Origin of the sequence: Streptomyces sp. NPDC012510 (genome assembly GCF_042955065.1) — a bacterium.
In the GTDB taxonomy this organism is placed as follows: Bacteria; Actinomycetota; Actinomycetes; order Streptomycetales; family Streptomycetaceae; genus Streptomyces.
The window spans coordinates 261,410-286,253 of record NZ_JBIBEN010000005.1; the positions used below are offsets into that span (position 1 = coordinate 261,410).

Annotated in this window: 22 protein-coding genes; 12 read left to right on the forward strand and 10 right to left on the reverse strand. The window is 70.8% G+C overall.

Annotated features, from left to right (window positions below; genetic code table 11):
• The first annotated feature begins 221 nt into the window (after window positions 1–221).
• The 5 genes from ACFY9I_RS11510 to ACFY9I_RS11530 all read left to right on the forward strand — a co-directional run bounded on the left by ACFY9I_RS11510 (window position 222) and on the right by ACFY9I_RS11530 (window position 6,684).
• On the forward strand, window positions 222–1,742 hold the full coding sequence (locus tag ACFY9I_RS11510; protein ID WP_391000386.1) for a DHA2 family efflux MFS transporter permease subunit: 1,521 nt from the start codon (window positions 222–224) through the stop codon (window positions 1,740–1,742).
• 141 nt (window positions 1,743–1,883) lie between these two features.
• A complete protein-coding gene (locus tag ACFY9I_RS11515) occupies window positions 1,884–2,708 on the forward strand; it encodes a DeoR family transcriptional regulator (RefSeq protein WP_390999836.1) in 825 nt (274 codons plus the stop codon).
• Window positions 2,705–3,652 (forward strand): 1-phosphofructokinase, encoded by a 948-nt coding sequence (pfkB, locus tag ACFY9I_RS11520; protein ID WP_390999838.1) that lies wholly within the window; start codon window positions 2,705–2,707, stop codon window positions 3,650–3,652. The genes ACFY9I_RS11515 and pfkB overlap by 4 nt, the downstream gene beginning before the upstream one ends.
• Window positions 3,653–4,118: 466 nt before the next feature.
• The gene (locus ACFY9I_RS11525) at window positions 4,119–6,230 is read left to right on the forward strand and encodes a fructose-specific PTS transporter subunit EIIC (RefSeq protein ID WP_390999841.1); all 2,112 of its coding nucleotides are present in this window, start codon (window positions 4,119–4,121) and stop codon (window positions 6,228–6,230) included.
• A 178-nt stretch (window positions 6,231–6,408) separates the two neighbouring features.
• A complete protein-coding gene (locus ACFY9I_RS11530; RefSeq protein WP_390999843.1) occupies window positions 6,409–6,684 on the forward strand; it encodes a hypothetical protein in 276 nt (91 codons plus the stop codon).
• A gap of 72 nt (window positions 6,685–6,756) precedes the next feature.
• Here ACFY9I_RS11530 and ACFY9I_RS11535 read toward each other — a convergent pair whose 3' ends face one another.
• The 3 genes from ACFY9I_RS11535 to ACFY9I_RS11545 form a co-directional block, all read right to left on the reverse strand.
• Window positions 6,757–7,515, reverse strand: coding sequence for a DUF6227 family protein (locus ACFY9I_RS11535; RefSeq protein WP_390999846.1), 759 nt, complete (start codon window positions 7,513–7,515; stop codon window positions 6,757–6,759).
• Between the two features lie 157 nt (window positions 7,516–7,672).
• Window positions 7,673–8,890: an Ig-like domain-containing protein gene (locus tag ACFY9I_RS11540; RefSeq protein ID WP_390999849.1), complete on the reverse strand. Its 1,218-nt coding sequence runs from the start codon at window positions 8,888–8,890 to the stop codon at window positions 7,673–7,675.
• Window positions 8,891–9,047: 157 nt separating this feature from the next.
• Window positions 9,048–10,082, reverse strand: coding sequence for a P1 family peptidase (locus ACFY9I_RS11545; protein WP_390999852.1), 1,035 nt, complete (start codon window positions 10,080–10,082; stop codon window positions 9,048–9,050).
• Between the two features lie 197 nt (window positions 10,083–10,279).
• Between ACFY9I_RS11545 and ACFY9I_RS11550 the strand changes: the two genes are divergently transcribed.
• A complete protein-coding gene (locus ACFY9I_RS11550) occupies window positions 10,280–10,462 on the forward strand; it encodes a hypothetical protein (RefSeq protein ID WP_390999855.1) in 183 nt (60 codons plus the stop codon).
• Window positions 10,463–10,489: 27 nt separating this feature from the next.
• On the opposite strand, the gene mscL is transcribed toward ACFY9I_RS11550, so the two are convergent.
• From mscL to ACFY9I_RS11580, 6 genes are all read right to left on the reverse strand, one after another.
• Complete coding sequence (gene mscL, locus ACFY9I_RS11555; RefSeq protein ID WP_390999857.1) at window positions 10,490–10,966, reverse strand: large conductance mechanosensitive channel protein MscL; 477 nt, start codon at window positions 10,964–10,966, stop codon at window positions 10,490–10,492.
• Window positions 10,967–11,083: 117 nt separating this feature from the next.
• Window positions 11,084–11,755, reverse strand: coding sequence for a hypothetical protein (locus ACFY9I_RS11560; RefSeq protein ID WP_390999860.1), 672 nt, complete (start codon window positions 11,753–11,755; stop codon window positions 11,084–11,086).
• Between the two features lie 452 nt (window positions 11,756–12,207).
• Window positions 12,208–13,101, reverse strand: a complete 894-nt coding sequence (locus ACFY9I_RS11565) for an S-methyl-5'-thioadenosine phosphorylase (protein WP_390999862.1) — start codon at window positions 13,099–13,101, stop codon at window positions 12,208–12,210.
• A 184-nt stretch (window positions 13,102–13,285) separates the two neighbouring features.
• Window positions 13,286–13,630: an FmdB family zinc ribbon protein gene (locus ACFY9I_RS11570; protein WP_390999864.1), complete on the reverse strand. Its 345-nt coding sequence runs from the start codon at window positions 13,628–13,630 to the stop codon at window positions 13,286–13,288.
• Between the two features lie 69 nt (window positions 13,631–13,699).
• Window positions 13,700–14,989: an MFS transporter gene (locus tag ACFY9I_RS11575; protein ID WP_390999867.1), complete on the reverse strand. Its 1,290-nt coding sequence runs from the start codon at window positions 14,987–14,989 to the stop codon at window positions 13,700–13,702.
• Window positions 14,990–15,264: 275 nt separating this feature from the next.
• Complete coding sequence (locus ACFY9I_RS11580; RefSeq protein WP_390999870.1) at window positions 15,265–16,851, reverse strand: potassium/proton antiporter; 1,587 nt, start codon at window positions 16,849–16,851, stop codon at window positions 15,265–15,267.
• Window positions 16,852–17,101: 250 nt separating this feature from the next.
• On the opposite strand from ACFY9I_RS11580, the gene ACFY9I_RS11585 reads away from it, so the two are divergent.
• A complete protein-coding gene (locus ACFY9I_RS11585) occupies window positions 17,102–19,894 on the forward strand; it encodes a penicillin acylase family protein (RefSeq protein WP_390999873.1) in 2,793 nt (930 codons plus the stop codon).
• 102 nt (window positions 19,895–19,996) lie between these two features.
• On the opposite strand, the gene ACFY9I_RS11590 is transcribed toward ACFY9I_RS11585, so the two are convergent.
• A complete protein-coding gene (locus ACFY9I_RS11590; protein WP_390999875.1) occupies window positions 19,997–20,626 on the reverse strand; it encodes a 5-formyltetrahydrofolate cyclo-ligase in 630 nt (209 codons plus the stop codon).
• 81 nt (window positions 20,627–20,707) lie between these two features.
• Between ACFY9I_RS11590 and galU the strand changes: the two genes are divergently transcribed.
• The 5 genes from galU (at window position 20,708) to ACFY9I_RS11615 (ending at window position 24,799) form a co-directional block, all read left to right on the forward strand.
• On the forward strand, window positions 20,708–21,610 hold the full coding sequence (gene galU, locus ACFY9I_RS11595) for a UTP--glucose-1-phosphate uridylyltransferase GalU (protein WP_390999878.1): 903 nt from the start codon (window positions 20,708–20,710) through the stop codon (window positions 21,608–21,610).
• Window positions 21,611–21,615: 5 nt separating this feature from the next.
• A complete protein-coding gene (gene glp, locus ACFY9I_RS11600; protein ID WP_390999880.1) occupies window positions 21,616–22,938 on the forward strand; it encodes a gephyrin-like molybdotransferase Glp in 1,323 nt (440 codons plus the stop codon).
• Window positions 22,939–23,022: 84 nt separating this feature from the next.
• Window positions 23,023–23,505 carry a cyclic pyranopterin monophosphate synthase MoaC gene (moaC, locus tag ACFY9I_RS11605; RefSeq protein ID WP_390999883.1) on the forward strand — a complete coding sequence of 161 codons (483 nt, stop codon included), beginning with the start codon at window positions 23,023–23,025 and terminating at the stop codon, window positions 23,503–23,505.
• Window positions 23,502–24,104, forward strand: coding sequence for a molybdenum cofactor synthesis domain-containing protein (locus tag ACFY9I_RS11610; protein ID WP_390999886.1), 603 nt, complete (start codon window positions 23,502–23,504; stop codon window positions 24,102–24,104). Before moaC ends, ACFY9I_RS11610 begins: the two co-directional genes overlap by 4 nt.
• A 20-nt stretch (window positions 24,105–24,124) precedes the next feature.
• Window positions 24,125–24,799, forward strand: coding sequence for a GNAT family N-acetyltransferase (locus ACFY9I_RS11615; RefSeq protein WP_391000389.1), 675 nt, complete (start codon window positions 24,125–24,127; stop codon window positions 24,797–24,799).
• Window positions 24,800–24,844 lie beyond the last annotated feature (45 nt).

Below are 24,844 nucleotides of genomic sequence, written 5' to 3' on the forward strand. Positions count from 1 at the left end.
CAAGCGAGCCCGTCCCCGGTACGTCCCCGTCCCCGCCCCCGCCCCCGTCTCCGAACACGAGCGCCACGAAGGGGCGTGGGGTTGTGACCCCCGCGGCCCCGCCGCGTGAGCGCGACCAGCCGCCGAACACCCGCGGCGCCGACACGACAGCCCCCCGGGCGGTGTTCGACCTTGCCCCGGGCGGAGCCGACCGCCGGCGATGGATCGCCCTCGCCGTCGTCATGACCGCCGCCTTCATGGACCTCGTCGACGTCACCATCGTCAACATCGCCATTCCGTCCATCCAGCGAGGCGAAGGTGCCACCTTCAGCCAGATCCAGTGGATCACCGCCGGCTACGCCCTCGCCTTCGCCGCCGGACTCGTCACCGGCGGCCGGCTCGGCGACATCCACGGCCGCAGGCGGATCTTCCTCCTCGGCATCGGCGGTTTCACGCTCGCCTCCGCGCTGTGCGGTCTCGCGGCGAACCCGGAGATGCTGGTGGCGGCCAGGATCGTGCAGGGCGCGACCGCCGCGCTGATGGTCCCGCAGGTGCTGTCGATCGTGCACGCGACCTTCCCGGCGCACGAACGGGGCAAGGTGTTCGGGCTGTTCGGCGCGATCGTGGGCCTCGGCGCGGTCTCCGGCCCGCTGCTCGGCGCCCTCCTCATCGAGTGGAACCCGCTCGGCCTCGAATGGCGCGCGATCTTCCTGATCAACCTCCCGGTCGGCGTCGTGGGCCTGATCCTGGGCCGCCGTTTCATCACCGAGTCGAAGGCCCCGCACGCCCTGAAGCTGGACCTCGCCGGCGTCGCCCTCGTCACCGGCGGTCTGCTGATGCTTCTCTACCCGCTCACCCGAGGCCATGAGCTGGGCTGGCCGCTGTGGGGCCACGTCTCGATGGCCGGCTCGCTGGTCGTGTTCGCCGCGCTGGTGGCGTACGAGCGGCGCAAGAGCGCGCGCGACGGTTCCCCGCTGATCGAACTGTCGCTGTTCAAGGTGAAGAGCTTCGCCGCCGGAATCGCCGTCCAGACCGTCTTCGGCATCGCCCTCGGCGTCTTCTTCCTCGTCTGGACCCTCTACCTCCAGACCGGCCTCGGCTGGAGCGTCCTGCGGGCCGGCCTCACCGGTATCCCGTTCTCCCTCGCGGTCTCGGTCGCGGCCGGGATCTCGGTCCAGAAGCTCGTCCCGCGCTTCGGCCGCAAGGTCCTCCAGGCGGGCGCGCTGCTGATGGCGGCCGGTGTGCTGCTGTACCTGGCGGAGTCCGAACGGTACGGCCTCGCCATCACCCCCTGGCAGATGGCGCTCCCGCTGGTCGTGATGGGCGCGGGCATGGGCCTCATCGTCGCCCCGCTGACCGACGCGATCCTCTCCCAGGTTCCGCGTGAGCACGCGGGGTCCGCCTCCGGGCTGATCAGCACGGTCCAGCAGATGGGCAACGCGCTGGGACTCGGCCTGGTCGCCGTCGTCTTCTTCGGTGTCATGGAGGACCACCTCCTCCCCGCCGAGATCGGTTCCGCCTTCGTGGATGCCTTCGAGTACGCCCTCGGCTGGGTGGCCGCGGTCCTGCTCGTCATCTTCCTGCTGATGTTCGCCCTGCCGGCCAGGCCCTCCGGAGTGGACGACGGGACGGCCGGGCCGGTGGAAGAGCCGGAAGAGCCGGCAGCGACGACGCAGATGCCGGCAGCGACGCACATGCCGGCAGCGACGCAAGAGCCGGCAGCGACGGAAGAGCCGGAAGGTGAGCCGCAGTTGGTGTCTTGACCGGCGGCTTTGCGGCTGCCTCCTACTGCTCGGGGCCCGATTGTGTCCGAGTCATGCCCGAACCTGTTTACTTTCCTGACCTGCGGGCGTAGCCTCCGAATCGAAACCACAGAATCGGGCATCGGTCGGAGGCGAACGGACATGTACGCACCGGAGCGGCAGCAGGAGATCCTCCGGCTCGCCCGTGACGGCGGCCGGGTGGACGTGGTGTCGCTGGCGGAGGAGTTCCAGGTCACGGCGGAGACGATCCGCCGGGATCTCAAGGCCCTCGACCGCGCCGGACTCGTCCAGCGGGTGCACGGCGGCGCGATCCCCGCAGGCCGGCTGGATTTCGAGCCCGACCTCGCCGAGCGCGAGGGCACGGCGGCCGACGAGAAGGACCGCATCGCCCAGGCCGCCCTCGCCGAACTGCCGGCCGACGGCACGGTCATCCTCGACGCCGGTACGACGATCGCGCGCCTCGCCGCCGCCATCCCCCTGGAAGCCGCGCTCACGGCGGTCACCCACAGCCTGCCGATCGCGGCCCGCCTCGCCGACCACCCGGGCATCCAACTCCACCTGGTCGGTGGCCGGGTCCGCCACCGTACGCGCGCCGCCGTGGACGCCTGGGCGCTCCGGGCCTACGGCGAGATCCGCGCGGACGTCCTCTTCGTAGCGGCCAACGGCTTCTCCCTCGGCCACGGCCTGACCACTCCCGACCTTGCCGAAGCGGCCGTGAAGAGGGCTGCGGTGACCGCCGCCCGGCGCGTGGTGCTGCTCGCCGACTCCTCCAAGCACGGCCAGGAACACTTCGCCCGGTTCGGCGACCTGAGCGACGTGGACCTGCTGATCACCGACAGCGGGCTGAGCCCCGAAGACGCCCTCGCCATCGAACGCGACGGCACCGAAGTGCTGCGTGTCACGAGCACCGAGCCCCTCAGCGGCTCCGCCGCGAGCCGGGCCAACGGCCGGAAAGACCGCTCATGATCCTCACCGTCACCCCGAACCCGTCCCTCGACCGCACGTACGAGGTCCCCTCGCTCGCCCGCGGTGAGGTCATCCGGGCCACCGGTGAACGCATGGACCCGGGCGGCAAGGGCGTCAACGTCTCCCGCGCGGTCGCCGCCGCCGGACAGCGCACCGTGGCCGTCCTGCCGCTCGGCGGAGCGCCGGGCGCGCTGGTCGCGGACCTGCTCGACGCGCAGGGCATCGAGGTCGCACGGGTGGCGGTGGCCGGGGCGACCCGGTCCAACATCGCCCTCGCGGAGGCCGACGGCGTCCTGACAAAGATCAACGCGCCGGGCCCGGAGCTCTCGCCCGCCGAGGAGGAACTCCTCCTGGACACCGTCCGCGCCCAGTCCGCCGACGCCTCCTGGATCGCCTGCTGCGGCAGCCTCCCGCGCGGCCTCGCCCCCTCCTGGTACGCCGAACTCGTCGCCCGCGCCCACGCGGCCGGCGCCCGCATCGCGCTCGACACCTCCGGCCCGGCCCTCCTCGCCGCGCTCCGTGAACGCCCCGACGTGGTCAAACCCAACGCCGAGGAACTCGCCGAAGCCGTGGGCCGCCCCCTCGTCACCGTCGGCGACGCCGTCAAGGCCGCGGAGGAACTTCGCGAGATGGGCGCGGGCGCGGTCCTCGCCAGTCTCGGCGCCGACGGCCAGATCCTCGTGGATGCCTCGGGCGCCTGGTTCGGCAACGCCCGCGTCGACATCGTCCGCAGCAACGTCGGCGCGGGCGACTCTTCCCTCGCCGGCTTCCTCATCGCGGGCGGCAACGGCCCCGAGGCCCTCGCTTCCGCCGTCGCACACGGCGCCTCCGCCGTCCAACTGCCGGGCAGCGTCATGCCGACCCCGGCCGACCTGGCCCCGGCCGCGGTGGTCGTGACGGGGGACGTGCCGGTGGACCGGGCGCTCAGGGAGCCGGTGTCGTGAGGGGGCGATCCGGAGCGAACGTTCGTCTTGGCGGCGGGGGTGGGCGGGGCCTGGCGGGTGACGCCGTGGGGCCGCGAACGAACCTTCGTTTTGGCGGCGGGCTCTCGCCCGGATTGGGCGGGGGTGGCGGGGCTCCGCGAACGAACCTTCGTTTTGGCGGCAGGCTCTCGCCCGGTCTGAGCTGTGGTGGCGGGGCTCCGCGACCGGGTCTGGCTGCAAGTGGCCGCCATTCCTCCGGCCTGAGCGGTGGCGGCGTGGCTGCGGAAAAGAACCTTCGTTTTCGCAGCCAGCGAGAGCACTGTCCCGCTCTTCCAGCACCCGCAACGCGAACAAAGCATCGTTTTGCGTTAGCCGTTCCCTTCCCCTCCTCCTCTTCTCGGCCCCAGCGGCCCGCAACCCCCCACACTTCCGTCCCCACCACCGCCCCTGGCACCCCCCGGGCGATACGCGTGCGAAGGAGCCCGCGATGAGCGAGATGATCACCGCGGATCTGGTCGACCTCGACCTGTCCGCCGATACGAAGGAAGCGGCGGCGCGTGCCCTCGCCGAGCGCATGGTGGCGAAGGGCCGGGTCACCGACCTGGACGGCTTCCTCGCCGATGTGGCGGCGCGCGAGGCGCAGATGCCGACCGGTCTCGACGGCGGCATCGGCATCCCGCACTGCCGCAGCGAGCACGTCACCGAGCCGACTCTCGCCTTCGGGCGCAGCGCGGCCGGCATCGACTTCGGCGCGCCCGACGGCCCCGCCGACCTGATCTTCCTGATCGCCGCCCCGGCGGGCGCGGACGACGCCCACCTCACGATCCTTTCCTCCCTCGCTCGCCAACTGATGAACACCGAGTTCACGGACGCGCTCCGCGCGGTGGACGACGAGGCCCGCGCCGCCGCGCTCATCCGGGGCGAGGACGTCGGCGAAGACGCCGGCGCGGACGTCAGCGAGGAGACCGGCGAGGAAACCGTCGAGAAGGCCGTCGAGGAGGCCTCCCAGGGAATCGAAGACTCCGCGGCGGCGTCGGGCGGAACGGCCTCCCCCGACGTCGCCGCGGGCAGCACCAGCGCCCCGGCGGCCGACGAGGGCGTCCGCCCGTTCCGTATCGTCGCCGTCACCTCGTGTCCCACCGGCATCGCGCACACCTACATGGCCGCCGAGTCGCTGGAGAACGCGGGCCGCGACGCCGGTGACGTCGAACTCGTCGTCGAGACGCAGGGGTCGGCCGGCTTCACCCGCCTCGACCCGGCGGTCATCGCCGCCGCCGACGGTGTGATCTTCGCCCACGACGTACCCGTACGGGAGAAGGACCGGTTCGCCGGGAAGCCCACCGTCGACGTCGGGGTGAAGGCCGGCATCAACCGGCCCGCCGCCCTGATCGCCGAGGTGCGGGAGAAGGCGGCGCGCGGCGAGGTCACGGCCGCCGCCGGCCCCGGGACCCCCGTCGACCGCGCGGGCGAGCCCGGCGACGGCTACGGCACCAAGCTGCGCAAGTGGCTGATGTCGGGCGTGAGTTACATGGTCCCGTTCGTCGCGGCGGGTGGTCTGCTGATCGCCCTCGGCTTCGCGATCGGCGGCTGGGAGGTCAACAAGGCCAAGCCCGTCACGGAGCACTTCGACTGGCTCCAGGTCGACAGCTGGGCCGCGCTGCTGTTCCAGATCGGCGGCGTCGCCTTCGGCTTCCTGATTCCGGTCCTCGCGGGTTACATCGCCTACGGCATGGCGGACCGGCCGGGTCTGGTGCCCGGCTTCGTCGGCGGCATGATCGCCTTCAACATCAACGCCGGCTTCCTCGGCGGTCTGGCCGCCGGTCTCATCGCCGGTGCCGTGGTCCTGGGCATTCAGCGGATCAAGATCCCGCCGGTGTTGCGCGGCGTCATGCCGGTGGTCGTGATCCCGCTGATCTCGTCGCTGATCGTCGGGTTCCTGATGCTGGTGGTGATCGGCAAGCCCATCGCCGAGGCCCAGAAGGGCATGACGGACTGGCTGAGCGGCCTCTCCGGCAGCAACGCGATCCTGCTCGGCGTCCTCCTCGGCCTGATGATGTGCTTCGACCTCGGCGGGCCGGTCAACAAGGTCGCCTACGCCTTCGCCACCGCCGGTATCGCCGTGCAGGACCCCAGTGACTCGGCGATGAAGATCATGGCGGCGGTCATGGCGGCCGGCATGGTCCCGCCGCTGGGCATGGCCCTCGCCACCACGATCCGCAAGAAGCTGTTCACCACCGCCGAGCGCGAGAACGGCAAGGCGGCCTGGGTGCTCGGGGCGTCCTTCATCTCCGAGGGCGCGATCCCGTTCGCCGCCGCCGACCCGCTGAGGGTCATCCCGGCCTCCATGGCGGGCGGCGCGGTCACCGGCGCGCTGGCCATGGCCTTCGGCTCGACCCTGCGCGCCCCGCACGGCGGTATCTGGGTCACCCCGCTGATCGGCAAGCCGTTCCTCTACCTGCTGGCCATCGCGATCGGTACGGCGGTCACGGCCGGCCTGGTCATCGTCCTGAAGGGCATGCGCAAGACCCAGCCGGGAACGGCGGTCGTGTCCGCCCCTGCCTCCGCCAAGGCGGACACGAAGGAGCCGGTCGCGGCCTGAACCCGTGACCGTATGTCGGCCGCGGCCCCCTCCCACGCGAGAGGGCCGCGGCCGTCCGCGTTTCTGCCCCGTGCGCCCGTTTGAGATCCTTTACAACCCGTGTGACGTGTAAGCCGCACCTGCGAGATACGTCACGGTCCGGGCTCAAAGTCCCCTCCGGTGGTGTCTACTGGACGGCATGCCTGAGCACGTGTCGATCCTCCAGCTCGTGGGCGTGGCCGCCCTCGCCGTCGCGGCGGTCATCTGGGTCGCCGTGCTCACCCGCGTACTGCGCCGGGACCGTGAGGTCCACCGAGACCGCTTCGCCGATGTGGCCCGCCGCCGTGGCCAGCGCCTGCGGGCCCTGCCCCATCAGCGCCGCAAGGGCCCTCATGTGGAGCACGTGGAGCTGACCCCGGCGGAACAGGACGCCTTCGCGTTCCTGGCCCGCCAGTTCAGCGACGACCCCCGCTAGAGCAGCCCCCGCTGGAGCCGCCCCCGCTGGAGCAGCCCCCGCTGGACCGCCGGAGCGCAGCGAGCGTCGGGATCAGCCGAGCGTCCCCGCCCGTCTTTCCATCGCGTCCCTGGCCGCGTCCTCCGTCGCGTACACCTCGCACATGTGCCGGCCGTCCGGTGTGGCCGTGTGCTCGACCTCCCAGAGGGAGATTTCCTGCCCGTCGGTGAGCAGGAAAGCGTGCTCGTAGAGCGAGAAACTCAGGCCCGGGCGACCCCGACGGGCGGGACGGTGCGGGCGGCCGAAGGCCTGGGTGATCTCATGTGCGAACGCGGTCCGCAGCAGTAGCGTGGCCAGCTCGTCCCCGGGAGGGTCCGGGTTCTCCGCGCGCCGCAGCAGCCGACGGGCGTGATCCGCCGAGTCGTCCGGAACGTACTCATGTCGCGGTTCGGGGAAAGCCGCCAGCTCCACCATGGAGGGCAGCTCGAAGTCCGGGGCGTCCGGCGGCAGCGGCAGCCGCGCGGTGGCGGCCCGCAGCTCCTCGTCGTCCGTGTACACCTCGTGCTGGGTGTCACTGCCGGGCGCCGTGTTGTGCACCAGCTCCCACAGGGTGACGGCGGAGCCGTCGGCGAGCAGCCACGTGTGCCGATACGTGGCCCGGTGCAGCCCCGAACTGTAGTGCGCGGAGTGCAGCGAGCTGTCGTGCGCGAGGGCGCAGTCGAGCTGCCTTATCGTCTCGTCGGGCAGCTCGAAGGAGTTAAGGGCGCGGCCGAGGAGTCGCGCGAGGTGCTCCTCAGGAGACTCGGGCGACTCGGGTGGCTCGTACGCTGCCGTCTCGTACGGAACGCTCAAGGTTTCTCCCGGCGTTGCTGCATGTCACCTTGTGGGTGCATACCGTAGCCCCTCGGTCGGACATCATGTCCGGGAACCGAGAAAACGTACGCCCCTAAAACGCCGGAGCCGCGCGATCGGTTCCCGCGCGGCTCGACGAACTCCCGGAACAGCGACGTCAGATGGCGCTTCCCGCCGTCCAGTCGCTCCACGACATGTTCCAGCCGTTGAGGCCGTTCTCCGGTGAGACCGTCTTGTCGGGGGAGTTCTTGACGATCACCACGTCACCGATGAGCGAGTTGTCGAAGAACCACTTGGCGGTGGTGTCGCCGTTCGCCCCCTGGGCATCCGCGAGGCCGACGCAGCCGTGGCTGGTGCCCTGCCGTCCGAAGGGCGGGTTGGACCTGCTGTACCAGTAGTTGCCGTGGATGAAGGTGCCCGATGTCGTCAGCCGCATCGCGTTCGGCACGTCCGCGATGTCGTACTCACCGCCGAAGCCCACCGTCGACCCGTTCATCCGCGTCTGCCGGAACTTCTCCGAGATCACCATCTGGCCGTTGTACGTCGGGTTCTCCGCGCTGCCCGCCGAGATGGGCACGGTCTTGAGCGTCTTCCCGTCCCGCTGGACCGTCATGGTCTGCGTGTTCACGTCGACCGTGGAGACCTGCGAGCGCCCGACCGTGAAGGTGACCGTCTTGTCCTGCACGCCGTAGACGCCGTTCGCGCCCTCCACGCCGTCCAGGTCGATCTTCATGGTGACCTTGGAACCGGCTTTCCAGTACTCCTCGGGCCGGAAGTCGAGCCGCTGCGCTCCGAACCAGTGCCCCACCACCTCCTGCCCGCTGCTCGACGTGACCGTGATGTGCGACTGCACGGCCTTCTGGTCCGTGATCGCCTTGTCGAAGGTGAACGACACCGGCATCCCCACCCCGACCGTGGTGCCGTTGTCCGGGGTGTAGGTCCCGATGAAGCTGTTGGCCGTCGAGACGGTCGTGAAGATGGAGTTGGCGGCCGACGTCTTCCCGTCCGCGTTCTTGGCGGTCGCGGAGATCCGGTACTTGGTTCCGCGCTCCAACTGCTCCTTCGGCTTCCAGGACCGCCCGTCCGCCGCTATCTCACCCGGTACGACCGCGCCGCCCTCCGACACGGTCATCGTCACCTCGGTCAGCTTGCCGCCGCTGACCTTCACGCCGGTCGCGTTGATGGACGCGTCCGTCGCGCCGTCCTTCGCCGAGATCGTGATCCGTGCCGCCGAGTCCTTCGCGGACGTCTCCTTCCCCTCGCTCTTGTTGTCGGCCTGGGCGTCCCCGCCGCAGCCGGTGAGCGTCAGCGCACCGACCACCAGCACGGCACAGGCCCCCATCGCACGCCGTACAGCAACCTTCGGCCTTGTCACGATCTGCTCCAGCTTCTTCGCGTCTACGTGATCTGCGTGATCCGCTCCGTTACGTGGAGAGAGAGCGAACGGCTGCCGAGCGGGTTCCCCCCGTCTCCCGCTCGGGGGCATCACGTGACAGAACCGGGACAATCACCTCCCGGCACCTCTGCTGGACCTAACCGAGTCCTCCGTACAAGTCCCCGTACGACGGCCACACTCCGCCCGGCCCGTCCACCGACTCCGCCGCCCGCACCGCCCGTACGATCGCCCGGGTCACCAAGTCCGCGCCCGCCGCCAGGAGTTCGTTCAGTGCGAGGGGGCCTGCCGATGGTGGGAGCGGCCGGGCTCCGGTCGCCAGGGTGAACGCCGTGTCCCCGTCGTTGAGCAGATGCACGGGGCGTACGGCGCGGGCGATGCCGTCGTGCGCCGTGCCGGCAAGCTTCTGGGCCTGGGCGCGGGTCAGGTCGGCGTCGGTGGCGACGACGGCGAGCGTGGTGTTCAGCGGGGGAGGAGGGTTCCTCGCGGCGGCCTCGGCGAGCCGTCGGCCCGCGCTCGCGTGGACCTCCGGCGCCGGACGGGCCGTACGCCCCTGGAACAACTCCCCGTACAACACGCCTGTCTCCGGATCCGTCACCGACCCGGCCGCGTTGGCCACCACCAGCGCGCCGACCGTGATCCCGGAGTCCAGCACGGTGCTCGCGGTGCCGATGCCGCCCTTGAGCCGGCCGACCGTCGCGCCCGTCCCGGCACCCACGCACCCCTCCGCCACCGGGGCGCCGAGCCCGCTCCCCGCGGCGGCCTCGACCGCGGCCCGGCCGGTGGCCGCGTCGGGTCTGGCCCTGAAGTCTCCGCCTCTGCCCAGGTCGAAGACGCAGGCGGCCGGCACGACCGGCACGACATGCGCCGGGGCAGGGCCGACCCGCACGCCGCGTCCGTGCTCCTCCAACCAGGCCATCACCCCCGACGCGGAGTCCAGCCCGTACGCGCTGCCGCCGGTCAGCACGACCGCCTCTACCTTCTGTACCAGGTTCCGCGGGTCGAGCGCGTCCGTCTCCTTGGTGCCCGGCCCGCCGCCGCGCACATCCACGGCCGCGACCGCGCCGCCCTCCGGGGCCAGCACCACCGTCGTGCCGGTGAGCCACCCCCCATCCGTCCGCGTGGCGTGGCCGACCCGCAGGCCGGGGACATCGGTCAGAGCGTCAACTGTCATGGGTCCCTCGGGGGTCCGTGGCACTCGGCATGCCGTGGTGGCGGGCGGTGAGCGTCACTCCCTGTGGGTCGGGGGAGCGCGCGGACGGGTCGGAGGCGGGGGAGTGGCCTGGGTTGTCGGGGGTGTGCGGGCAAAGGGGTGTGCGGGTGTGTGGCGGGCACGGACGGTGTCCGCGGCGGGGGCCGTACTCTGGAGGCATGAGTACCGCTCCTGCCCCCGAACCGCGTGACCCCAAGGCCGCGCTGGTCTTCGACGACCCGCTGAGCCGGCCGTCGTCCGACGACACGGACCACGGGTGGGGCGAGCGGCCCGGCGACGGCGGCGACAGCGCGGCCGACCTCAAGCGCTTCCTCGACGAGAAGCCGCCCCACCACATCTGACACCGCCGCCGAAGGCCTCGACTGCCGTTACTCGCGGTCGTGGCCCGAGCCGCGCTGGGCCACCAGGGCGTCGCGGATCTCCTTGAGCACCTCCAGCTCGGTCACCTCTATGACCTCGTGGGCGCCTTCCTTCGCCTTGCGGCGGGCCTCCTGGCGGGCCAGGTACTTGGCCATGGGCAGGACCATCAGAAAGTAGACGACGGCCGCGGTGATGAGGAAGGTGAGGGTCGCGTTGAGGACCGTGCCCCAGAGAATCGCGACGCCGTCGGTGACCGTTCCGTCCGCCGCCACCTCGCAGGGGTCCTTCAGACACGAGCGGTACTGATCGAGGTTCTTCGTCCCGAACGCCCCCACCAGCGGGCTGATGACCCCCTTCACCACCGAGTTGACGATGTTCGTGAAGGCCGCGCCGATGACCACGGCGACAGCCAGGTCGACAACGTTCCCCCGCATCAGGAAGGCCTTGAAGCCCTCCCAGACGCTCGGCTTCTTCTTCGTGCTCACCACAAGGCCCCTCTGCGCTGGTTGTGGAACAGCTGGTTGTGGAACAAACGACTCCGCAACCTACGTGAGGGTGTGGCCCGGGTGTCCAGTCGGGGCGCTCCAACGTGGGACTCGACGTCACCACAGGGTCACCGCCAAACGGGATGTGGCGCCCGCGCCGGCCAGTCGGGCCGCCGTGCGGCGGGGGACGGTCAGGACGACCAGGGCTCCGCTTTCGGTGGCGCTCGCGGTCGGCACCTCGGACACGCGGGCGCCGTGGGCGACGATCCGTGCGGTGTCGGTGTCGGCGCCGACACCTGTGGCGGAGTCCTCGGCGGCGATCACGTCGACGCGGTCGCCGGGGCGCAGTAGTCGTACCGTCGCGGCGTCGGCGATACGTACGGGGGCGGTGACCGTGTCGGCCGGGGTGGGGCGGCGCTCGGGAACGGGGTCGGCCACGGGGTGACCCCTGACCCGTTCGGCTTCACTCGGGCTCGCTCCCGTCGCCAACAGGGCGGCCGCCGTCATCGCCAGGCCTGCCGCGATGGCTCGCCTTCGGCAGCGGGCGAGGCGGCGGAGACGGTGGGTGCCGCCGCGTACGCGTAGGGGGGCGAAGTGGGGGACCTCGCAGGTGGGTGGGGCGTCGGTGCCGGGTGGGCCGGCGGCCCAGGTGGGGAGGCGGGGGAAGGGGTGTTGAGGGCTGGACGAGTATGTGGATGTGAGGGCGGACGAGTATGGGTGCGCGTACGGGGGCGCGGGCCTGGCTGTGGACGTGGGTGCGGACGTGGGGGTGGATGAGGGACGGGACATGGGGCCACCACCTGCTGTGTGAGATCGGCTTGCGGTCCCACGATGAGGGTTTGTGGTGGGGTGTGTTGAGGGCGGTGGACTACTTGCCGGTTGTGGATAACTTCGACACTCGAACGGGGAGTTCCGCCCCCGCCGCCCCTGCCCGTCCCATCCCAGGGGCGCTGCCCCTTCGACCCCGGACCGCCCCCTGGGGGCTCCGCCCCCAGACCCCCGTCATCGCCCTACGGGGCTCGTCCTCAAACGCCGGACGGGCTGAAGATGGCGGGCTCGTCCCCAAGTGTGGCGGGTGAGGGTGGTCGTGGGGCTCGTCCTCAAGTGTGGCGGGTGAGGGTGGTGGTCGGGGGCGTCTTCAAGTGTGGCGGGTTGAAAGGAGTCGGCCCCCGTCCTCTGATGCGCGGGCCGGGAGAAGGTGAGGCCTTCCTCGATCGGCCAAGGGCTCGACGCCGCTTCGGTCAGGGCAGGTCGAAGCCCGGGGCCATTCCGCCCAGTGCCTTCGTGCACAGGCAGTCACGCGTGTCGTTCGGCGGTAGCGCGGCCACCGTGTCGAAGAGGACGCCTCGGAGGCGGTCGATGTTGGCGGCGAAGACCTGGAGGACTTCCTCGTGGGAGACGCCGTCGCCCGTTTCGGCGCCGGCGTCGAGGTCGGTGACGAGGGTCAGCGAGGTGTAGCACAACTCCAGTTCGCGGGCGAGGATGGCCTCCGGATGGCCGGTCATGCCGACGACGGACCAGCCCTGGGCCTGGTGCCACAGGGACTCGGCGCGAGTCGAGAAACGGGGGCCCTCGACCACGACGAGGGTGCCGCCGTCCACCGGTTCCCAGTCGCGCCCCCGCGCCGCTTCCAGGGCGGCCTCGCGTGCGACGGGGCAGTAGGGGTCGGCGAGCGAGACATGGACGACGTTGGGGACGGCGCCGCCGGGCAGCGGGAGGCCGTCGAAGTACGTCTGGGTGCGGGACTTCGTACGGTCCACCAGTTGGTCAGGGACGAGGAGCGTGCCCGGTCCGTACTCCGGTCGCAGGCCGCCCACCGCGCACGGGCCGAGCACCTGGCGTGCGCCCACGGCGCGAAGGGCCCACAGGTTGGCGCGGTAGTTGATGCGGTGCGGTGGCAGGTGATGGGCGCGGCCGTGGCGGGGGAGGAAGGCGACCCGGCGGCCGGCGATCTCCCCGAGGAAGAGGGAGTCGCTAGGCGACCCGTAGGGGGTGTCGACCTGTATCTCGGTCACGTCGTCGAGGAAGGAGTAGAAGCCGGAGCCCCCTATGACGCCGATCTCGGCCAGGCCCGCGCCCTCCTCCGCCTCGACCGCCGGCCCCGTCACGTTCTCCGCATGCGCCCTGTTCGCCATGCCCGCACCCTAACCGGGCCGGGAAAACGCCAAAGACCCCGCCGGTCTTCGTCACGACGGCAGGGTCCAGAAGCGGTGGTGCCACACGTCGGCTATACCGGCACTCGGCCGGCGAGAGCGCCACCCGGCCGTGCGAAACCGCTGGACGGCCGGGCGGAAGTGCCACGCGGAGCGGCAGCCGGTGCTATGCGGCCGACGTGCTGCTGGTGGAGGAAGAGGAAGAACCCGAGGAGGACGGCTTCGAGTCGGAGGACGACGAAGACGACGAAGACGACGAGGTCGAGGACTTCGCGTCCGACGAGGACGAGGAGGACTTCGACGCGGCCGACGCCGGGCTGCTGCTCGACGACGAGCCACGGCTGTCGTTCCGGTAGAAACCGGAGCCCTTGAAGACGATGCCGACCGCTGAGAACACCTTCTTGAGGCGTCCCTCGCAGCTGGGGCACTCGGTCAGGGCGTCGTCGGTGAACTTCTGCACCGCTTCGAGGCCCTCACCGCATTCGGTGCACTGGTACTGGTACGTCGGCACTGGTCTTCCTCCTGGCACTCTCACTCGATGAGTGCTAACGACGGTCCATAGTGACCTATTCCCCGGGTATCAGTCCACTGTCACCGGCACTCGGTGACCGACGACACGCGCGACGGTACGGCTGCGGGGGTTGCCCACCAGCCGCGTACGCAGCGCCAACAGGGTCGTCAGGGCCAGTGTCGTACCGGCCGCCGGCACCAGGAACCCGGCGCCGGTCCACAGCCGGTCCTCCAGCTGACCGGCGGCCGTGACGGCCGCCGCCTGGCCGAGGGCGACCGCTCCGGTGAGCCAGGTGAAGGCCTCGGTGCGGGCACCGGACGGGACCAGCGAGTCGACGAGGGTGTAACCGGTGATCAGGGCGGGCGCGATGCACATGCCGACCAGCAGGCCGAGCCCGGCGAGGACCGGCACCGAGTCGGCGGTCCACAGGGCGCAGGCCACCAGCGCGAGGGCCGAGTAGCCGGCGATCAGGCGCCGCCGCGGGGTCGACTTCCAGGCGATCGCGCCGCAGACGAGGCCGGCGAGCATGTTGCCGGCCGCGAACACGCCGTACAGGACACCGTTCAGGCCGGGCTCGCCTATCGACTCGGAGAAGGCGGCGAGCGAGACCTGCATGCCGCCGAAGACGGAACCGATGCCCAGGAAGGTGACGATCAGGACGCGTACTCCGGGGACGGACAGCGCGGAGACGCGCTCCACGCGCGCGCGTGCCACGGAGACCACCTCGGGCTGCGTGCCGCGCTGCGCGGCGAACAGCAGGCCGCCGATCAGGGTGAGCGCGGCCTCGGTGACCAGGCCGGCGGCCGGGTGGACGGCGGTGCACAGCGCGGTCGCCAGCAGTGGGCCGAGGACGAAGGTCAGCTCGTCGGTGACGGACTCGAAGGCGGCCGCGGTGCTCGTCAGGGGCGAGTTTTTGAGCTTGACGCCCCAGCGGGCCCGCACCATGGGGCCGATCTGCGGCACCGAGGCGCCCGTCGGCACGGCGGCGGCGAAGAGCGCCCACAGGGGGGCGTCCGCGAGCGCCAGCGCCGTCAGCGAGAGACCCGCCGCCCCGTGCACGAGAACGCCGGGGACGAGGACGGCGCGCTGGCCGTGGCGGTCGGCCAGACGGCCGCTGTACGGGGCGAACAGCGCCATGGAGACACCGGTCACGGCGGCCACGGCGCCGGCCGCCCCGTACGAGCCGGTGGTGTGCTGGACCAGCAGCACGATGGAGAGGGTCAGCATCGCGAACGGCTGGCGGGCCGCGAAACCGGGGAGGAGGAACGTCCAGGCGCCGCGGGTGCGCAGCAGCTGCCCGTAACCCGGGCGGGACGTCTTCAAGCTGTTCAAGCTGTTCGAGGTGACCGTGGACGCCACGGCCGTGCCTTTCCGCCACCTGGTAGCGCGGCCCCCGGCGACGGGGATCGGGCGCCGAGAGCTGTCCTCTTGCGCTACTGCGGTAGATGCCGGGCCCGCGGTGAGGGGGTGTTCCGGCCGCCATACGGTCGCGCCAGCTCTGCGTCAGGCAGAGTTGGTCCGATCAAGTGCGCCTTCATCGTACAGGGGGAACGGCCGGGCCACCTGTGAAGATGAGCACCGTGGCCGCCCGTGCCCCCGATTCCAGAGGGTGTGAACGGTACGGAAACGCTCCTTCAACGACGGGACCCGCCGTTCCCGTTCCCCGTCCCCAGCCAGTCCGCCAGCTTGCCGCCCTGGCCGACGGCCCGCAGACGGCGTTCCGCCTGGTCACGGACGGGGTCCGTGGCGACGACGAGCAGTTCGTCGCCACGTCGCAGCACCGTGCTCGGCAGGGGCACGAAGGACGTGCCGTCGCGGACGACGAGGGTGACGGCGGCGCCCGCGGGGAGGCGCAGTTCGTTGACCTCGACGCCGTGCATGCGGGACTTCTCGGGGATGGCGACGGACAGCAGATGGCCGCGCAGCCGCTCCAGGGGCGCCGATTCGATGCCGAGGTCGGCGGCCTCGTCCCCGGAGCCGCCCAGGCGCAGTTTGCGGGCCAGCCATGGCAGCGTCGGTCCCTGGACGAGGGTGTAGACGACGACCAGCACGAAGACGATGTTGAAGATGCGGCGGCTGCCCTCCACGCCGCTCACCATGGGGATCGTCGCCAGAATGATGGGCACCGCGCCGCGCAGTCCGGCCCACGAGAGCAGCGCCTGCTCGCGCCACGGCACCCGGAACGGCAGCAGCGCGACGATGACGCTGACCGGCCGCGCCACCATGGTCAGCACCAGGCCGATGACGAGCGCGGGCCAGATGTCGTCGCCCATCTCGTGCGGGGTGACGAGCAGGCCGAGCAGGACGAACATGCCGATCTGGGCGATCCAGCCGACCCCCTCGGCGAAGCCGCGGGTGGCCGGCCAGTGCGGCAGCTTGGCGTTGCCGAGGACCATGGAGGCCAGGTAGACGGCGAGGAATCCGCTGCCGTGGGCGAGCGCGCCGGCCGCGTACGCGGCGACGGCGATGGCCATGACGGCGATCGGGTAGAGGCCGGAGGCGGGCAGGGCCACGTGCCTGAGGCCCCAGGAACCCAGCCAGCCCACCGCGAGGCCGATGGCCGCGCCGATCGCCAGCTCCAGGGTTATCTCACCGATCAGGACGTACCAGTGTTCGACGGGGCCGGCCGTGGAGAGCGCGGCGACGAGGATGACCACCGGGGCGTCGTTGAAGCCGGACTCGGCCTCCAGGGTGCCCGTCACGCGGGCGGGGAGGGGGATCTTGCGCAGCACGGAGAAGACGGCCGCCGCGTCCGTGGAGGACACCACCGCTCCGATGATGAGTGCCTGTCGCCACTCCAGCCCGATCAGATAGTGCGCGCCGGCGGCTGTGACGCCGACGCTCGCCGCGACTCCGACCAGCGCCAGTGAGCTGGCGGCCGGCAGGGCCGGCTCGACCTCCTTCCACTTCGTGCCGAGGCCACCCTCCGCCAGGATCACGACGAGGGCCGCGTAGCCGATGACCTGGGTCAGTTCGGCGTTGTTGAAGTGGATGTCGCCGATGCCGTCCTGGCCCATGGCGATACCTATGCCCAGGTAGACGAGCAGGCTGGGGAGCCCGCTGCGCGACGAGATCCGGACCGCGGCTACCGCGACCAGCAGGACGATCGAGCAGACGAGCAGGAGCTGGTTGAGGTCGTGGACAGTCAGAGGGCCGTACCTTTCTCGCCGAACCGCACGTGTGTTTCCGAGTGTGGGGTGCCGAGCACTGGATGCGGGCACGCGCGCGTGTGTGGGCAGGCGAAGCCGATCACGGAAACCGTGCGGTTGCGGTTACGTCAGTGCAAGTACTTCGTTACCTTACCTAACTCTTGACGATTTCTTGACGCTTCCGTGGGCAAGATCGAACGGCCGTCCGTGCCAGTTCCCGACTCCGCGTCAAGTCGCGTCGGGCCCTGCGCCTATGGTTGCTCCAGCGTTCAGTACATGCACAGCCCGACCTGCCGCTCGTGTTAGGACAGCAAGGACAGCGATGCCCACCGACACCACCGCCTCCTCCGGCCAGCAGTCCGGCAAGTCCGGCAGGAAGAAGGGGCGTAAAGTCCGCCTTCTCCTGATCGTCCTGGTCCTGGCCATCATCGGTGGCGTCGGCTACGGGGCGTTCTGGTCCATCTCCACCGTGCGTGCCTCCTTCCCGCAGACCAAGGGCTCGATAGCCCTGGAGGGTCTCAGCGGACCGGTCGACGTCAAGCGCGACGGCAACGGGATCCCGCAGATCTACGCCTCCTCCGACGAGGACCTGTTCATGGCGCAGGGCTTCGTCCAGGCGCAGGACCGGTTCTACGAGATGGATGTGCGCCGCCACATGACGGCCGGCCGCCTCTCGGAGATGTTCGGCGAGGGCCAGGTCGACAACGACGAGTTCCTGCGCACCCTCGGCTGGCACCGGATCGCCCAGCAGGAGTACGACAAGACGCTCTCGCCCGAGACGAAGAAGTACCTCGACGCGTACGCCAAGGGTGTCAACGCCTACCTGGCCGGCAAGAGCGGCGACGAGATCTCCCTGGAGTACGCGGCCCTCGGCTTCGCCAACGACTACAAGCCCGAGGAGTGGACCCCGGTCGACTCGGTCGCCTGGCTGAAGGCGATGGCGTGGGACCTGCGCGGCAACATGCAGGACGAGATCGACCGCGCCCTGATGACCAGCCGCCTCGGCCCCAAGCAGATCGCCGACCTCTACCCGCAGTACCCGTACGACCGCAACAAGGCGATCGTGCAGGAGGGCGAGTACGACGCGCTCACCAAGACCTGGTCGGACGGGTCCGGATCGACGCAGGGCACGGGCGGCTCCACCCAGAGCGCGGGCGGCTCCACCCAGAGCACCGGCGGCACGGGAACGGGCGTGGGTACCGCCACCTCCACGGACGGCTCGGCCCTCACGACCCAGCTGGACGGTCTCTACAAGGTCCTGGAGGACCTGCCCGAGGCCGTCGGTGTGAACGGCAACGGCATCGGATCCAACTCCTGGGTCGTCTCCGGCAGCCACACGATCACCGGCAAGCCGCTGCTCGCCAACGACCCGCACCTGTCGGCCTCGCTGCCGTCGGTCTGGTACCAGATGGGCCTGCACTGCAAGCCCGTCTCCGAGAAGTGCCGGTACGACGTCTCCGGCTACACCTTCTCGGGCATGCCCGGCGTGATAATCGGCCACAACGCGGACATCGCCTGGGGCATGACCAACTCCGGCGTCGACGTCACCGACCTCTACCTGGAGAAGCTCACCGGCGACGGCTACGAGTTCGGCCGCAAGGTGCTCCCCTTCGACACCCGCGAGGAGACCATCGAGGTCGCCGGCGGCACCGCCAAGAAGATCGTCGTCCGCACCACCAACAACGGCCCCCTGCTCTCCGACCGCAACGACGAACTCGTCCAGGTCGGCAAGAAGGCCACCGTCGACCAGGACGCCCCCGACCGCGGTGACGGCTACGGCATCGCGCTGCGCTGGACCGCGCTCGACCCCGGCACCTCCATGGACGCCGTCTTCGCGATGAACAAGGCCAAGGACTGGGACGACTTCCGCGAGGCCGCCGCCCTGTTCGACGTCCCCTCGCAGAACCTGATCTACGCCGACACCGAGGGCGACATCGGCTACCAGCTCCCCGGCAAGATCCCCACCCGCGGCAAGGGCGACGGCTCGGTGCCGGCGCCGGGCTGGGACGCCGCCTACCGCTGGGACGGCTACATCGACCAGGACGAACTGCCCTGGGAGTACAACCCGGAGCGCGGCTACATCGTCACCGCCAACCAGGCGGTCGTCGGCAAGGACTACCCGTACACGCTGACCAGGGACTGGGGCTACGGCACGCGCGCGCAGCGGATCACCAGCCTCATCGAGTCGAAGATCAAGGGTGGCGGCAAGATCTCCACCGACGACATGCGCCAGATGCAGATGGACAACAGCAGTGAGATCGCCAAGCTGCTGGTCCCGCTGCTGCTCAAGATCGACGTGGAGGACCCGCACGTCCGCCAGGCGCAGAAGCTCCTGGAGGGCTGGGACTACACCCAGGACGCCGACTCGGCGGCCGCCGCGTACTTCAACTCGGTCTGGCGCAACATCCTCAAGCTCGCCTTCGGCAACAAGCTGCCCAAGGAACTGCGCGTCGAGGGCCAGTGCCTGTCGGTCGAGCCCGTCGACACCACCGGCCCCGCCGACGAGGACCAGCGGGTGCGTGAGTGCGGCAGGCGCGACGCGGACCAGGCGCAGCCGGACGGCGGCGACCGCTGGTTCGAGGTGGTCCGCCGGATCATCGACGACCAGGACAACGACTGGTGGTCCACGCCGAAGACCCGCACCCAGAAGGCCGTCGACACCCGTGACGAACTCTTCGAGCGGGCCATGCGGGACGCCCGTTGGGAGCTCACTGCCAAGCTCGGCAAGGACATCGACACCTGGAGCTGGGGCCGGCTGCACCGCCTGTTCCTGAAGAACCAGACCCTCGGCACCGAGGGCCCCGGTTTCCTGAAGTACATGCTCAACCGCGGCCCCTGGAAGCTCGGCGGCGGCGAGGCCACGGTCAACGCCACCGGCTGGAACGCGGCGGGCGGCTACGAGGTCGTCTGGGTGCCCTCCATGCGCATGGTGGTGAACCTCGGGAACCTCGACAAGTCCAAGTGGATCAACCTCACCGGCGCCTCCGGGCACGCGTACAACGCGCACTACACCGACCAGACCGAGAAATGGGTCAAGGGCGAGTTGCTGACCTGGTCGTTCTCGGACAAGGCGGTCGACGCGCACACGAGCGACACGCTGCTTTTGAAACCGTGACCCGCGCCTGAACGCGAGATCGTGACCTGCGCCTGTGACCTGCGCCTGATCACGAGAAAAGCGGCCCCCACGCACGCGTGGGGGCCGCTTTTCTCGTCCGGGTCACCGGAACCGGCGTACTCCCGAAGGGGTCACCACCGCGTGCACCGGGCGGTCGTGCTCCTCGTCCGGCACCCGGTCCACGACCTCCTTGTCGTACAGCAACACCACCAGCGCCGGGTCGGTGCCCGCCCGCTCCAGACGGGCCAGGACCCGGTCGTAGGAGCCGCCGCCGCGGCCGAGACGCATCCCGCGCGCGTCGACGGCCAGGCCGGGGAGCAGGACGACGTCGGCGGTGGTCACCGCCTCCGGGCCGAGCCGCTCACCCACGGGTTCGAGGAGGGCCATCCGGCCGCCGCCGTGCCGCACGCGCGCGACGGAGGCCTCTCCCTCGTAGGCGCCCCAGTCCAGGTCGTTGTCGGGGAGCAGCACCGGCAGCAGGACGCGCACGCCCCGCGTGCGCAGCGCGTCGAGGAGCGCGTGGGTGCCGGGCTCGCTCCCGACGGAGACGTACGCCGCCACGGTGCGCGCGTGCGCCAGCTCGGGCAGATCGAGGGCCCGGACGGCAAGGGCGTCCGTTGTCTTCCGGACGTCATCCGGCGTCAACCCGTTCCTCACCAGGAGGAGCTCTCGACGCAACATTCGCTTGGAAAGCTCCGGTTCGGGTCCCAGTCGGTTCACAGGTAGCTCCATTATTATCGCAATCGGCTCATATGAGAGCGAATCCATCGGAGCCACAGATTCCTCACAAAGGCACCGGATAGGGTTCGGCGCATGAGTGAGGCGAACCCCAGGATCAGCAAGGCTGTCATCCCCGCCGCGGGTCTGGGAACCCGGTTCCTGCCGGCCACCAAAGCGACTCCCAAGGAGATGCTGCCGGTCGTGGACAAGCCGGCGATCCAGTACGTGGTCGAAGAGGCCGTGACGGCGGGGCTCGACGACGTCCTGATGATCACCGGTCGCAACAAGCGCCCCCTTGAGGACCACTTCGACCGGAACTACGAGCTGGAGTCGGCCCTCCAGAAGAAGGGCGACGCCGGGCGGCTCGCCAAGGTCCAGGAGTCCAGCGACCTCGCGACCATCCACTACGTCCGCCAGGGCGACCCCAGGGGCCTGGGCCACGCCGTCCTGTGCGCCGCCCCGCACGTGGGTGACGAACCCTTCGCGGTCCTCCTCGGCGACGACCTGATCGACCCGCGCGACCCGCTTCTGCAGCGCATGATCGAGATCCAGGAGGACAACGGCGGCAGCGTGATCGCGCTCATGGAGGTCGCCCCCGAGCAGATCCACCTCTACGGATGCGCGGCCGTGGAACCCACCGACGACGCCGACGTCGTGAAGGTCACCGACCTGGTCGAGAAGCCGGACCCGGCCGACGCCCCGTCGAGCTACGCGGTCATCGGCCGCTATGTCCTCGCCCCGCAGATCTTCGACGTACTGCGCCGGACCGAGCCGGGCCGCGGCGGCGAGATCCAGATCACCGACGCCCTGCAGCAACTCGCCGCGGACGAGAAGGTCGGCGGCCCCGTGCACGGCGTTGTCTTCAAGGGCCGCCGCTATGACACCGGCGACCGTGGCGACTACCTGCGTGCCATTGTCAGACTCGCATGCGAACGTGAAGACCTGGGCCCGGACTTCCGGACCTGGCTTCGCAGTTATGTAGCCGAGGAGATGTAGCCACATTGAGCACCGCCGCGACCCGCACCACCGGACCGGGCCACCTCTGGTCGGTGACCGAGCACCTGGAGGACATCCTCGCCACCGTCCGCCCCCTGGAACCCATCGAGCTGCAGCTCCTCGACGCCCAGGGCTGTGTCCTGGTCGAGGACGTCACGGTGCCGGTCTCGCTGCCGCCGTTCGACAACAGCTCGATGGACGGGTACGCGGTGCGGGTCGCGGACATCGCGGGCGCCAACGAGGAGTTCCCGGCGGTGCTCACGGTGATCGGGGACGTGGCGGCGGGCCAGGCCGAGCAGCCCCGGGTGGGCCCCGGCGAGGCCGCCCGCATCATGACCGGCGCCCCGCTGCCGCCCGGCGCGGAGACGGTCGTCCCGGTGGAGTGGACCGACGGCGGCCTCGGCGAGGGACCCGTCTCCGGGATGCGCGCCCGCAGCGCGAGCCCCGAGGGCGCCGGCGGCCAGGTCGCCGTGCACCGCGCCGTCGAGGCCCGCGCACACGTGCGCGCGAAGGGCAGCGACGTGAAGGCCGGCGAGCGCGCCCTGGCCGCCGGCACGGTCCTCGGCCCGCCCCAGCTCGGGCTGTTGGCCGCCATCGGCCGGGCCACGGTCCGGGTGCGCCCGCGCCCGCGCGTGGTGGTGCTCTCCACCGGTAGTGAACTGATCCCGCCGGGCGGACACTTGGCCACCGGCCAGATCTACGACTCCAACAGCTTCGCCCTCACCGCCGCAGCCCGGGACGCGGGCGCGATCGCCTACCGCGTGGGTGCCGTCGCCGACGACGCCGAGACCCTGCGCTCCACCATCGACGACCAGCTCGTCCGCGCCGACCTGATGGTCACCACCGGAGGCGTGAGCGTGGGCGCGTACGACGTCGTCAAGGAGGCCCTGGAGTCCGTCGGTGACGAGGACGAGGAAGGCGCCGGCATCGACTTCCGCAAGCTCGCCATGCAGCCCGGAAAGCCCCAGGGCTTCGGCACCATCGGCCCCGACCACATCCCGCTGCTGGCCCTTCCGGGCAACCCGGTGTCGTCGTACGTGTCCTTCGAACTGTTCGTCCGGCCCGCCATCCGTACCCTGATGGGCCTCACCGACGTCCACCGGCCGACGACCACGGCGACCCTCCAGGCCCCCAAGGCGCTGACCTCGCCCGCCGGGCGCCGGCAGTACCTGCGAGGGACGTACACGGACGGCCGGGTCACCCCCGTCGGAGGCGCCGGATCGCACCTCGTCGCGGCCCTCGCGCATGCCGACGCGCTGATCGTGATCCCCGAGCACGCCGAGTCGGTGGAGCCCGGCACGGAGGTCGAGGTGATCCTGCTCGGCTGAACGTCCGGGGGTGGCGTACCGTGTCGCGCACAACAGGCCGCGCGCCGCACCGCGACGGGCACCGACCGGGAGCGCCACACCACCATGAGTACGCCGCAGGACCGACTGACACATATCGACGAGGCGGGTGCCGCCCGCATGGTCGACGTCTCCGGGAAGGACGTGACCGCCCGCACCGCCCGCGCCAGCGGTCGGGTCCTGGTCTCGCCGAAGGTGGTCGAGCTGCTGCGCGGTGAGGGAGTGCCCAAGGGCGACGCCCTCGCCACCGCGCGCATCGCCGGGATCATGGGCGCCAAACGCACCCCCGACCTCATCCCGCTCTGCCACCCGCTGGCGGTGTCCGGCGTCAAGGTGGACCTGTCCGTCGCGGACGACGCCGTCGAGATCCTTGCCACCGTGAAGACCGCCGACCGTACGGGCGTCGAGATGGAGGCCCTCACCGCGGTCTCCGTCGCCGCCCTCACGGTGATCGACATGGTGAAGGCGGTCGACAAGGGCGCGGTCATCACGGATGTCCGCGTGGAGGAGAAGACAGGCGGTAAGTCCGGCGACTGGAGCCGGCCATGACAAGCGCACCGCCGTCGTCGACCGGAGAGCCCGGGGGCGCCCCCGCCGCGTCGCCGTACCGCGCGCTGGTCGTCACCGCCTCCAACCGCGCCGCCGCCGGGATCTACGAGGACAAGGGCGGTCCCTTGATCGCCGCGGGGCTCACGGCGTTCGGCTTCACCGTCGAGGGTCCGCAGGTGGTGCCCGACGGCGACCCCGTTCGGGCCGCGCTGCGAGCGGGCGTCGACGCCGGGTACGACGTGATCGTGACGACCGGTGGAACCGGTATCTCCCCCACCGACCGCACCCCCGAGGCGACCCGTGCGGTCCTCGATCACGAGGTGCCCGGCATTCCCGAGGCGATCAGGGCGTACGGCCGGGACAAGGTGCCGACGGCCGCCCTCTCCCGGGGCCTGGCCGGAGTCGCGGGCCGCACACTGATCGTCAACCTGCCGGGCTCCACCGGCGGTGTACGGGACGGTCTGGCGGTCCTGGAACCCCTGCTCACCCACGCCGTCGACCAGATCCGCGGCGGGGACCACCCGGGGCCGACCGGCGGCGGCGAGAGCTCCCCGGCCGAGGAGGCCCCCTCCAGACCTGGCCGAGGGGGTGCGAGCTGAACACCCCGTCCTGGCCCGTGGTGTTGGTGGACGGCGATGTCGTCCTCCGACCCATAAGGATGCGTGACCAGCGGGTCTGGCGTGAAGTCAACCGGCGCAACCGGGACTGGCTACGGCCCTGGGAGGCGACCATTCCGCCGCCCACGCCCAGTGGACCCATCGCGCACCGGCCGACGTACCGTCAGATGGTTCGCCATCTGCGGGCGGAGGCGAACGCGGGCCGGATGCTGCCCTTCGTCATCGAGTATCAGGGGCGGCTGGTCGGACAGTTGACGGTCGCGGGGATCACTTGGGGCTCGATGTGCTCCGGTCATGTCGGCTACTGGGTCGACGAGTCGGTCGCCGGGCGGGGAGTGATGCCGACGGCCGTGGCGCTCGTCGTGGACCACTGCTTCCGGGCCGTCGGACTGCACCGCATCGAGGTCTGTATTCGCCCGGAGAATCGGCCCAGCCGCCGGGTCGTGGAGAAACTCGGATTCCGCGAGGAAGGCCTTCGTCCACGATATCTTCACATCGACGGTGCCTGGCGTGACCATCTTGTCTTCGCCCTCACCGCCGAAGAGGTTCCCGAGGGCCTGCTCGGCCGCTGGCAGCGGGAACGGGCACGGGGGGCACGGGGGGCACGGAACGCGGGTTCCGACGCGGGTGAATCAGGGCGGCGCGGCCAGCAGGGCCAGCACGGCCTGTCCCCATAAATAAAATAAGTGTTCGAAAAAAGGCCGCCTGGCGACGATCGCCCG